The organism is Paenibacillus harenae DSM 16969 (assembly GCF_000422465.1).
GTDB classification, from domain to species: Bacteria; Bacillota; Bacilli; order Paenibacillales; family Paenibacillaceae; genus Pristimantibacillus; species Pristimantibacillus harenae.
The window spans coordinates 20,361-32,933 of sequence record NZ_AULV01000016.1 but is presented as its reverse complement, the minus strand read 5'-3'; the positions used below and the strand labels follow the sequence as shown (position 1 = coordinate 32,933).

8 protein-coding genes are annotated in these 12,573 nt (G+C 44.3%); 1 reads left to right on the top strand and 7 read right to left on the bottom strand.

Translation table 11 applies throughout. The features are described 5' to 3' along the window. Positions 1-12: 12 nt before the first annotated feature. From H581_RS0104155 to H581_RS0104125, 7 genes are all read right to left on the bottom strand, one after another. Entirely contained in the window at positions 13-882 is an 870-nt protein-coding gene (locus H581_RS0104155) for a helix-turn-helix domain-containing protein (protein WP_028608926.1), read from the bottom strand. 311 nt (positions 883-1,193) lie between these two features. Further along, the gene (locus tag H581_RS0104150; RefSeq protein WP_156889494.1) at positions 1,194-2,873 is read right to left on the bottom strand and encodes a type 2 periplasmic-binding domain-containing protein; all 1,680 of its coding nucleotides are present in this window, start codon (positions 2,871-2,873) and stop codon (positions 1,194-1,196) included. A 54-nt stretch (positions 2,874-2,927) separates the two neighbouring features. Beyond that, positions 2,928-3,812, bottom strand: a complete 885-nt coding sequence (locus H581_RS0104145; RefSeq protein ID WP_028608924.1) for a carbohydrate ABC transporter permease — start codon at positions 3,810-3,812, stop codon at positions 2,928-2,930. After that, positions 3,806-4,783, bottom strand: coding sequence for an ABC transporter permease (locus tag H581_RS0104140; RefSeq protein ID WP_051250437.1), 978 nt, complete (start codon positions 4,781-4,783; stop codon positions 3,806-3,808). The genes H581_RS0104145 and H581_RS0104140 overlap by 7 nt, the downstream gene beginning before the upstream one ends. A 144-nt stretch (positions 4,784-4,927) precedes the next feature. Next, entirely contained in the window at positions 4,928-6,502 is a 1,575-nt protein-coding gene (locus H581_RS0104135) for a response regulator transcription factor (protein ID WP_028608922.1), read from the bottom strand. Beyond that, positions 6,499-8,253, bottom strand: a complete 1,755-nt coding sequence (locus H581_RS32955) for a sensor histidine kinase (RefSeq protein WP_036717694.1) — start codon at positions 8,251-8,253, stop codon at positions 6,499-6,501. The genes H581_RS0104135 and H581_RS32955 overlap by 4 nt, the downstream gene beginning before the upstream one ends. 151 nt (positions 8,254-8,404) lie before the next feature. Beyond that, positions 8,405-11,506: a glycoside hydrolase family 2 TIM barrel-domain containing protein gene (locus tag H581_RS0104125; RefSeq protein WP_028608921.1), complete on the bottom strand. Its 3,102-nt coding sequence runs from the start codon at positions 11,504-11,506 to the stop codon at positions 8,405-8,407. Positions 11,507-11,647: 141 nt separating this feature from the next. Between H581_RS0104125 and H581_RS0104120 the strand changes: the two genes are divergently transcribed. Next, a complete protein-coding gene (locus H581_RS0104120) occupies positions 11,648-12,496 on the top strand; it encodes a helix-turn-helix domain-containing protein (RefSeq protein WP_028608920.1) in 849 nt (282 codons plus the stop codon). Positions 12,497-12,573 lie beyond the last annotated feature (77 nt).

Genomic DNA, 12,573 nt, shown 5'->3' with positions numbered 1-12,573 from the left:
CAACGTGCCGGCTCACAAACTTACCGATTCAGTCCTGTAGGCCTTTGGGGAGAGACCGTAATTTTTGGTAAACAGACGAGTGAAATAATTGCTGTCGTTAAACCCGCATTCGTGGGAAATCTCCATAATGGTGAGATAGGTATGCTTCAGCAAATTACATGCGCGCTCCAAACGAAGCCGTTGCAGATAGAAAATAGGGGTCGTTTGATAATAGGATTGGAAGATCCGGTTCAAGTGCCTGACCGAAATATCAGATTTGACCGCGATTTCCTCCAGCGTTAGCGGTTCGAGATAATGATCTTCAATATAGGAGATCGCATTCGCCAAATGCATCAGATTACCAGGTATATCCTTTTCCTGATTGTCATACTGTCTTGACAAATAGACGACTAGCTCCATAAACCGGGAAATCAGCATCGTCTGATATCCCTGATGCTTGTTGTTATATTCGTCGATCATGACAGAGATGAGCGTAGAGACATAATCCAGGCTGGGAATCGGCAAACTGAGCTTGCTTTGGTACGGATGAATATTGCGGTAAAAGGGCTCCAAAACGAAAAGCGCCTGAAAACCTTTGGAAGTCCTTAGATCCGAACCGGCCGCCCGCAGCATTTCAGGCCGATACATAATATTGCAAATTTTAAAATCATAAGGATCTTTGTAAGCATGGGGGGTTTCGTCGTTGATGACAAATACATTTCCTTTCTTAATAAAAGAGGTTTCGTTATGGACAATATGCGTTGCGTTCCCATTCAACACAATCACGAGTTCGGAGAAGTCGAAATGCTTATGCAGGTCTGTGTCCTCGTCGTGTCCGCCATATTGAATAAAGAACGGAAACTGCTCATCCTTCGCGAACCATTCCAAATAGACGTTCTTCAAGATCCCCCCCCTTTATCAGGTATTAGCCGCTCGAAATGTTTCTCGGCCCGCTTTTGATCTAATATTAGTCATATTCATAATCGCTTGTACATCAAATAAAAACGAATTCTAATATCAATATTCTGCATCATATTGAAATAATGAAGTGTTATTGGAATATCAATTCTTCATTATCCAAATCTTGCAGATATCTCTGATACACCACTTCTGGAAACTGAACAAGTCACATGAATTTCGAATTATGCTGGATAATACTTTAACTTGTGAAAAAACCGGCACAGATCGATGACTCGACCTCGTGCCGGTTTTCCTTATAGTCCCATTTTTTCCCGGTTTTTCGCCCATACTTCGGTCTCATGTACAAGTAGATCCTTGTATCCCGATGCGTTCAAAGCATCTTCAAATTGTTTGAATAAGGAATCGAACTCCGCTTGATCTTTTGCAAAGACAAGCTTTGCTTCGTAATCCTTAACAATTTGTTTCATCCTCGCAAAGCCGATTCCCAGCTTGGACTTGGAGTCAACATTCATTCGTCCGTTGAATTGGTCGTTATTTGTTTTGACGAATTGACCGTAGAACAAGCTGGCTCTGACGTCCCATTCAGCCTTCTCAGGGTTCTGCTTAACCCTTGCCGCTCCCAGCTTATGGAACCACCAAGTACCAAGCGGATTCCAGCCGATCTTAAGATTGGCTTTCTCCTCCGCAGACATCTTCTGACTATTCTCATTGTCGATCGGCGCGCCATTCTTATCAGTGGTATCCCATAATACTCCCGGGGGTCCATAGGCACCGATTCGTTGTCCTTCTTCACCTGCCCACCAGTCGAAAAATTGGAAGATACGCTCCGGATCTTTGGCGGATGTCGTAATAACTGTTTCATTCCAACCCAGCATTCCGTAACCGATAGGTGCAACTGTAGCTGGATCTACACCTTCCGCGTATAAGTAAGGGATATAATCATAACCCGCAGCAGAATCCTTTGCCTGTAGGATATTGTTTGCCGTCCGTCCTATTCCGGTCATATTATTGCCTGATTGTATCGCAACTCGTCCGGAGTTCAGCTTCTCCGTTGCTTGATCGCCGCTTTGAGTAAGGAAATCCTGAGAGATTAGTCCTTCACGATAAAACTTGTTGGTCATCTCTTTTGTTTTCTTATATGCCGGATCCGAGAAGATGGATTCAATCGTGTTTGTCTTAAAGTTAACAAATACCGGAACCTCTTTAAGCGAATCCGACCACCGCAAATCACCGAAACCACCGTAAATCATCATTTCTGAAGGGTCTTGCATAGGAACAATATCCGGATATTTATCTTTAACCTGCTTCAAGTAAGCATACAGATCATCGAATGTCTCTAGCTGCGGCTTACCTAGCTCAGCATATATTTTGCGATTAACGATCCAGCCAAAGCTTGCCATCTGGTTCTCATTCCTTGAACTGCCAAACCAACTTGGCATTCCGTAGATATGACCGTCGGATGCCCTCATCATGTCCATTGCAGTCGTGTCGATCAAATCCTTCAGGTTGGGATATTTCTCATAGTAGGCATCCAATGGAACCATCTTTTTATTTTTCACCAAATTCTCGTATTCCGCTGTGTTCGGATCCAGCGCGATAACGTCCGGCAGGGTATCCGATGCAACCATAGTACCGAATTTTTGCTGAGCATTGCCATTGGAACCGATTTCAATCCAATTCATCTTTTTCTCATCTTTTAACCATTTGGTTACGACATCCGTGGTACCATACCCGCTTGGCGAAGCCCAGTCATAGTTCATATAGTAGCTAAACTCTAGTGGTTGTTCACCAAATGCGGGTAACTCTTCCCCTTGAGCAGCTTGAGAGTTTGTTCCCGTATCGGCTGCATTATTACTTGCATTGCTTGCTTGTTCACCGTTCGAATTCTTATTGCTGCAAGCGCTCAGAATCAAACTAATAGCGAGGACTAATGCAAGCCCCCCGAAAAGCGTCTTTCTTGTTATCCTAAACACATGATTACCCCTCTCAAACTTGTTTATTATATTTAAAGGCATGGAGCCCCTAAATCACTCTTTCAACGAACCGATCATGACTCCCTTGACAAAATATTTCTGCAGGAACGGATAAACCATAATGATCGGAAGAGTAACCACCATAACGGCAGTCATCTGGAGCGATTTCGGCGTGACAGTCTGAGTTACTACACTGACACCGCCCATTTGACTTAGCATCTCGGCGGTAGAGCTGGAATTGATCATATTCATTAGATAGTTCTGGACAGGAAGCAACCCTGAATCATTCACGAATATACCGGCATTAAACCATTCGTTCCATAAGCCAACTGCCGTGAATAGCGATAATGTCGCGAATACTGGACCCGAAACAGGAAGTACGATTCGGAAGAATAAGCCGTAATAGTTGCAGCCATCGAGCTTAGCCGATTCTTCAAGCTCCTCCGGCAGCCCTTGAAAGAACGTGCGGAACACAATCATGTTCCAAATACTTAGAATCCCGGGAATAATTAATACCCAAAAGTTATTGAACAATCCCAATTCCCGGAGCCATAGGTAGGTTGGTATTAACCCGCCTTGAAAGTACATGGTAATAATACCGAAGATCATGTAATATTTCTTGCCCTTCAAATCTTTCTTCGCTAGCGCGAAAGCCATTAATGCAGTAACCAGAATGGAAAGAAATGTACCTGACACCGTTCTTGCAACGGATATTCCCATCGCCCGGAAGAAACGTTCGTCGCTGAATATCACCTCATAATTGTCGAATGTGAATTCGCGAGGCCAGAACGTCAGCCCCCCCATAGAAGTGTCCTTGCCTTCATTCAGTGACATGACCAACGTATTCCAGAAGGGATATAGAGCCGTAAAAGAGAGCATGATCAACAGTGCATAGATAGTAATATCGACGATGCGATCGTTCCATCTGTTTCTTACCATAGGGAATTACCCCCTACTCGTTTGGCAATTGCATTCGCGCCAACCAATAATACAATGTTGATGAGTGATTTAAACAAACCAACTGCCGTCGCGAACGAATACCTCTGTTCGCCGAGTCCGACACGATAGACGTAGGTGTCGAGCACTTCCGCCATACTGGTAAGGGTCCCATTCTTTCCGTTATTGGTAAGCGTTAAGATATCCTCGAAACCAGCGCTAAGAAGATTGCCGATTGCTAAAATCAAGAAAATAATAACTACCGGAGCGATGCAAGGCAGCGTAACACTGAACATCTTGCGGAATCTGCCCGCTCCGTCTATTTCCGCCGCCTCGTATAAGCTCGGGTTGATTCCGGCTATGGCAGCCAGGTAAACGATGGAGCTGAACCCGATCTCTTTCCAGAGATTGCTGCTAAGCAGAATCCCGTAGAAATGTTGAGGCATGGACAACCAGTTAATCGGATTATCAATGAATCCAAGCTTCATAAGAAGATAATTTACGCTGCCGCTTTCAACAGATAGGAGAGAAAATACCAATCCCGAGACGATAACCCAGGAAATAAAATGTGGCAGATAGGTAGCTGTTTGAATAAACCGCTTAAATCCATTGTGCTTGATCTCATTCAACAGGAGCGCTAGCAAGATCGGAGATGGGAAGATCAAGATCAGCTTCAAGGTTGAGATGATAATCGTATTTCGCATAACCATACTCAACTCAGGCGAATCAAAAAACATATTAAATTGGTATAGACCAACCCAAGGACTCGCACCAATTCCCAGGAAAATATCATACTCCTTAAATGCTATAATGACTCCGTACATCGGAATATAGCTGAAGAGGATCAGACATATCAATCCAGGCCATACCATCGATTGGAGATCCCATTGTCGCGTGATGCCCCGCAACTCGTTACCGTGATGGAATGTCCTTACTTTGCGTGAATCCGTCTTTATTGCGGTTTGTTCTTTCATTGCCGTTGGTTGCTCCTCTCTCTTTTTTTCTTAATGATAGATGTCAACGGATGATCGAACAATTGAGGAAAATAACGAAAACTAAACTAAATCAACGAATATAAGAAAAACCCCAATTACTTTGGGGTTTCAAGGAGCATTCTACTAAATGTTAAGCCGCTTCCGGTAGTCGCCGGGCGACATGCCTGTCACCTGTTTGAACTGACGGTTGAAATAAATAATATTCCTATAACCTATGCTCTCTGATATTTCAAAGACTTTTAATTTGGGATCCTGGAGAAGCTGGCAAGCTTTCTTAATGCGTTGTTCATTAATATAGCTATTGAAGTGCTGACCCGTCTCCTGCTTGTACAAGTACCCCAAATAATTAGTAGAGAAACCAAAATGATCCGCTGCTTTTTTGAGCGTAATTTTCCGTTCTATCTGATCTTCCACGTATTGCATAATTTCTAATATTAGTTTTCTCTTCTGCTTCTGCTTCTTAAGGTACCATTTCTCCGAGAATGCAAAAAACTTTCTTCTGAGCCATGACTTCAAATCCAGCGCCGTTTCAAATTCCAGCAGGTTGTTAGGAAAAGGAGTCTCCCATTCCATCAATTCGTCGAAGTTCTCGTTAAGCGCATGGAACTGCTCATTCAATTTGACGATGGAATGGATGAGATGCTGGAAGACCGCACCTTTGGATTCTAATACCCCGCCCTGATTGAAGAGCAGCTCGATCCAATCATCTATCGTCGTAAGATTATAATCGGCAAGTGCCTTCACGATTTCCGGCCATTTCTCGTCAGGATTGTGCGATAAGGTATCCACTTCACTGTCACGTAATGTAAGTGTCTTATTCTTACCTGCATGCCACTTCGTTCCAAGCGCCGTTTTGGCTGCTTGATAAGACAGGGGCAGCTCCCTTAGATTTTCCGTATGAAAGCCGAGTCCGATAGAAATCGTAAGTGGATGCAACTTACCCACCTCAGCTATAAGTTCGTCTGTCCGTGCACCGTGAGTATTCTCGTCACCGAATAGAATCAACGTTTTGCGTTGCTGCTCTCCATGAATGCAATAACCCCATCTCCGATCCGCAACATACCCCTCCACAAACCGGGAAATCTTCAGATACAGCTCCTGCCACTCGCTGTCGGCATTCTTCGTCGTCCGCCAATCGAATTGATCAATTTCGATAACGGCTGCAGCGGTGCCATAAGCTTGCACTTCCTCTTCAAGCATGATGGCTGCCTGGGCAGACAATTGCCGATTGTCACCTTCCAGCCATCTGAAGAGCATTTCTTGTTTCACTAGCGAGAATGTCTCCTTTAGCTTCAATCTCTCTTCATTACGGTCCTGTTCCTTGTCCAAATCGGCGATGACAGCATCCAGCTTATGTGACAACTCATGATCCTCCACCGGCTTCAGCAGATAACCAAAAGCATTAAAATCTACGGCCTGCTTCGCATACTCAAACTCCTTATGTCCGCTGACAAACATTACTCGGATATGCGAGCGGATTTCCTTCACCTGTCGGATTAGCTCCATACCGGACATAATAGGCATTCGAATATCCGATAATATAATGTCGATTTGCTCTTTCCTGACAACGTCGAGCGCGGAATACACATTATCTACGGCTGCAGCCACCTCAAGCCGTTTGCCGCTGCTTTGTATTCTTCTTCTCATCCATTCCAAATCCACCGATTCATCGTCGACAATCAATATCCGATAGGTCATGCTTCTTCCCCCCGCATTGTTGTTAGGTCTATCTGGGATGACTTCGATTGATCATAGGGAAGGACAAGTAAAGCTGTGGTTCCCCCTCCGTAGAAGCTGGAGATCGTGACGCCATAATCCTCGCCGTATCTTAATCGAATCCGGTGGTTAACATTGCTAATCCCATGACCTGAATCCGGCAGTTGATCCGTGTTGATCTTATGCAGCCGGCTCCGGTGAATACCAATGCCGTTATCGATAATCGATAGGAAGATACGTTCGCCCATTCGTCTGCCGACGATCTTAACAGTTAGACGTTCTACATGCCAAGCATACTTCAATGCATTTTCGACAAAGGGCTGCAAAATAAGCTTCGTGACCTCACATTCCAATAACAGCGGGTCAACCTCTATCCAGGTATCAAATCGGTTGGCATACTTGATCTTTTGAATATCGATATATGACCTCACCTGTTCCAATTCATTAACCAACGGAATCATAGTTCGACCGTCATTGAGCGTCAGCCTGTAGAATTTCGCTAACCCGGTTACCATTGAGCTGACCTTACCCGTTTCCCCCATATTGGCAAGACTATTAATCGAGGATAACGTATTGTAAAGAAAATGAGGATTGATCTGGGCTTGCAGAGCTTTAAGCTCCGCTTCCTTAACATTAATCTTCTGCAAATACACGGTACTAATCAAATTGTCGATGTCAGATGCCGTTTGGTTAAAAGCGACTGCGATTTGCGCAAATTCGTCCTGACCTGTAATCTGGATTCGTTTGCGAAATTCACCGGATCGCAGCGAACGGACATAAGAAATGATTTTCCGCATCTTCCTATTAGACAAACGCGCTACAAAAATACCGATAATTAGCATGATAAGAAAGCTGGAAACACATACGAATAGCGTTACATTACGGATATTGCGGGCATCCTTCAGGAAATATTGATCAGGAACCAGAATCTCAAGCCCATAACCAGTTCCCTGTATGTCATGCTTGACCGTAAAATAGGATTCCTCGGCTTGAATCCGTTGTTCACCGTCTGAAACTACTTGATATACAATGACATCCTCCGTTTTATCCCTCACCTGCACAATAATGGATTGTTCCCCGATTCGTACGTTATCCAGCGATTGAAATAACTCCTCCAAGGGGAGGGATATTCGCAAGTAACCTATTTCAGTTTGATAATCGTTAAACCAGATCAGCTTTCGTATAAGGGAGAGATTATTTTGGTTCAGATCGGTATCAACCTGCATCCACTGATTATCCAGCTTTTGCAAGGTCAACTGCTTAAACCAATCCTCGTTTTCTATACGTGAATAATAGAGCAAGTTTGATGATTTCTCTTGAATGCCGACATTCGGGTCTTTGAAAACCTCTTTGAACCTCTCGTTCTTGACATACAGCATAATCCGTATATTGTTTCTTGCTAATTGCAGAGGTGCAGCAAGAAGCGGAAGTAAATGATCTCTTGTAATTCGATATATTTCAAATGGTGAAGCTTCTAAAGCTAAATATCTCTGAATTTCAGTAGATTGGAACAAGGAATCCGAAATTTGCTGTGCCTCATGGAACTGATACCCGATATTGTCCGTTATTTGTTGAAACGTCATTTTCATATTTATTTCCGTCAGCACTTTACTTGAATTGGATAGCCTTGTGTAGGTATAAGATCCAATAATAATTTCAGTCAGAATGATGAGCAGTAAATAAGGAATCATTATTTTATAGGAAAATGGCACATAAGTTATCGATTGATTCACCTGGCTTCCTCCCACTATAGAGGTTCGATTGTGCAGGACTCGAATCCGTTTTCTACACAACTTATGCAATAAAGACCGCTGACTTTGGCTTGCACCCTTGTCAACGGTCTTAAGAATTTCACTTCTATTCTTCGCTTTCGGGCTCTGCTGTTTAATCCATCATCTCTAAAGTGATCTTGTATACATAGATGCCCTTTCCGATTTTATATTCATCGTGAATATTTTTGGTCCAGCCGTTGTCTCCGCCAAGACCTGCATGCTTATGATCGATATGAAGGAATACGGAATCGGATGCGCCAAGCTCGTCTTCATAGGCGGCATTGTCATACTGTCCGATGCTGTATTGATGAATATCAAAGTGGAAATGACCCGCCGCGTTAACTTTTACCTTGCGGTCATCCGCGGACACAACTAAATAACGGACATCTTCCTTGCCCCCGCATTCAACCGGCACGATGTAGGGAACATGTTGTTCTTCAACAGAGCTTTCATATATACCGACGAAGGCAGACGTTTTACGGTCCGCATAGTTTTCCCATGGCCCGCGGCCATACCATTTAATATTCTTCCAGGCATCGGAGAAGGTAAAACTTAGACCGATTCTCGGAAGGGTATCGATAGGGGCATTATTCACGACAGTGTTGGCAATTTCAATGCCTTTACCGCCAATCGCATAGTCGGTTCGCGTTTCTATGCACCCAGAATACAAAGCATGAACCTGAATGATGACGGAAGCTGGCGCCGCATATACCCGGATACGCTTGATCTCTTTCTGACCGGAGTTCAGCCCGAGGCTTCTCCAATCATCCGCATAGTTCTGCGTCTCGCCTTGTACGCCGACGTCTATTCCCGTTGGCGGACGATAGAAATGGTTGGCTCCGCCCGTAAAGTAGTCCCGGTTATGGTATCTCACGGAAATGAACTCTGCCGTTTCTTTCGAGAAGACCACGTTCGTATGTTCATTATATATATGAATTCGATCTGCGGCTTCCTCATATGCCAGGCTTCCGCTTTCAATATCTCCGGTATGCATTTCATAAACGGAATCATTCAACTCGATCTGGCATGCATAAATACAGGTTCCCTTATCGGCATAATAGGTGTCCTCGTTCAGATTAGCATAGAAATTCAGGTACGCTTCTCCATTGACCTTGGTTGGATCGTAGGGCGCCTGAACACGTTCCATAGATCCGGCCGGCGTGTTCAATTGGGGCAATGTACCGTTTTCGACAACCTTCCCGTCGCAAACAAGCTCCCAACCGATGTCCAAGTGGCTTAAGTCTCGATGCGTATAATGATTATAAATTCGATAACTTTTGTTACCCTGAACATAATAAGGCCGTTCAAAGTAATCGATCTGGACGGGAGCCTGAACATATTTGATTTCATTGGCAGCCGGTTTCGGCGTTAAATCCGGAAATACGATCCCGTTCAGGCACATATCGGGCGCGGAATCAATAATCTCTTCTTGGAACGCGCCGCCATATACATATTTTTTGTTCCCGGATTCATCAAACCTGACAAGCGCTTTATCCTGGAAATCCCAAATAAAGCCGCCCTGAAACCGCGGGAATGTATGAATGAGGTCCCAAAATTCCTTGAAATTCCCGTTGCTGTTGCTTTTCGCGTACGCATATTCACACATGATAAACGGTCGCAAGTCTTCGCTGTTTGCCATACATTCCATGATCCATTCTTTCTGAGGATACATGGGCGCCAGGATATCGGAAATATGGGCCGGAGGATTCAAGGACTCGTATTGGACATATCTTGTTTTATCATATTCTTTAATCCAGCCGTACATGGCGGCATGGTTCGCTCCGTAACCGGATTCATTACCAAGGGACCAGAGAATGATCGAGGGATGATTCTTATCTCTCAGCACCATCCGCGCTGCACGTTCCATATAAGCATGCGTCCATTCGGGAGATGCGCTGAGCTGACCGCCGATGCCATGGGTCTCAATATTGGCCTCATCGACGACATAAATGCCCAGTTCATCACAGAGGTCGTACCATTCGACCGCATGCGGATAGTGACTCGTCCTTACCGCATTGATATTTAGCGACTTCATGATCTTGATTTGCTCGCGCATATACTCCGTCGACACCACGCGCCCCGTTTCGGGACAAAACGCATGCAGGTTGGTTCCACGGATGATAAGCCGTTTGCCGTTCATTTTCATTATCCCGTTTTTATCGATGCTGACTTCGCGGAAGCCGACATTTGCGCTCTCGATGTCAACGACATTTCCGTCAGGGCCGATCATTTCCAATACCAATCGATAGAGGTAAGGAATTTCGTCGCTCCACAATTTGGGATTCATAATGGGTTGTTTTACCTTCGCCACAAAGATCTCTTGCAGGTAGGATCTGTAATCCGCAAACTTATCCGTTTCAAATTGCGTAACCAATTGTTGATCGTGATCATAAAGAGACAGGCGCACATGAGCTTCCCCGTAACAGCTTGCCTGATTATTCGGATAAACCGTCACGGCTAATTCGGCATTGTCGTATTGACCTGAGAATAGCGTTTCGATTTTATAATCATGAATGCGCATTCGCGGTTTTGCATAAATCAGAACATCTCTGTAGATCCCCGATAGGTGCCAGTAGTCCTGATCCTCCAGATAAGTTCCGGCTCCGAATCGCATTACCTGTACGGATAAATGGTTCTGTCCCCTTTGGATGAAATCCGTAATATCGAAAGAAACGTTAAGCTTGCTGTCCGTCGAATAACCGACGAGCTTCCCGTTTAACCACAAATAAAAACAAGATTCCACGCCGGCAAAATCGATAAATAGATCGCGGTCGTGAAAATGCTCGGGGATTTCGAACGTGTGGACATAACATCCGGTGAGGTTATCCTCTGGCACATAAGGCGGATTCAAAACAAATTCATCTTTCTTCAGTTGAATTTCATGATGGGAGTCCGTCCCCTTCCGCGTAAAGGGATATAATGTATTGGTGTACACAGGCTTTCCATATCCGGAAAGCTCCCAGTTGGAAGGAACAGGGATATCATCCCAACGGGACACGTCATATTCAGGATGATAAAATTCATCGGTTACAACATAGGGAGACGAAAACATCTTAAATTTCCACGAGCCGTTTAAGCATAGTACGTACTTTGACTTTCTGCGATCGCCGCTTAGCGCCTGTTCTACCGTTTCGTATACGCCGTACGGCTCATGCATGGGGTAACGGTTCTTTTGAGCGACATGCGGATTCTCCCATTCTCTGTTCGGCTTCATATGTTTCGACTAATCCCCCTATCAATTGTTCTAATTGGTTGTGCCATAATAACGATACCCTTATAATATAAGGACAAGTCTTCATATATAAATGTTACGTTTGGTAAATCATTTATCCATTTTGGTAGGTGTAGCGACGATATGAATGGTGACGACATAAAGGAAAATGATGTTATATACCGGTGTATAGGCGACGATTTCGACCAAGGCATTTTGTCGTGCGGCTTTATGAGAAAAAGAACGGCGGATCGTTCCCAATATGACTTTAAGATCGGATATTACAGCTGTTTTTTGATCCTGCAAGGCAACGGACGATTTATCTCACAGGACGGTTCCGTTATTCCGATGCAAGCAGGGGATCTCGTTCAGCGTTTGCCCGAACGTTTGCACTCCACCGAGATCGAGCCAAATGGGGAATGGATAGAGTTTTATATTAGCGTAGGTTATCCTGTCTATCATTACCTGAAAACGCTAGGAATTTTAAATTCCGATAAAGAGGTGCAAGCAACGCGGCTTACGAGCGATTTTGTTTTTGATTTTGCCGCCTTGCTAAACAGCCTTAAAGACGCTGCTGATGAAAGGCTCCCCTATTTGCTAATAAGAGCGCAAGAGCTCATGATCCGATTGCATGGCAGCGTTCATTATACGCAGAGAGAGCATGATGATCATAAAATATCGAAGGCTTGCCAATTAATCGGCAGCTCCAATAATATCCATTATGATATGAAGGAAGCTGCAGCGGCCATAAATATGGGCTATGAGAATTTCAGGAAGGTATTTAAAGCCGTGACCGGAATTTCCCCTCAGCGGTACCATATTGAGCATTTAATGAAACAGGCAAAAATGATGCTTCTCTCCGGACTCCCCATCAAACACGTAGCCGTTAGTCTTGGATATGGAGATATTTATTCCTTTACCAAACAATTTACGAAATCGGAAGGAGTGCCTCCGGGACGTTATATCCGTAACCGCCTCAATCAGATGGTTTGAATGGGCTTACAATAAGCAGCAGCAATGGAACAATCAAATAGTATAGCCGGCATCACCGCTCTTCCAGCAATGAATGA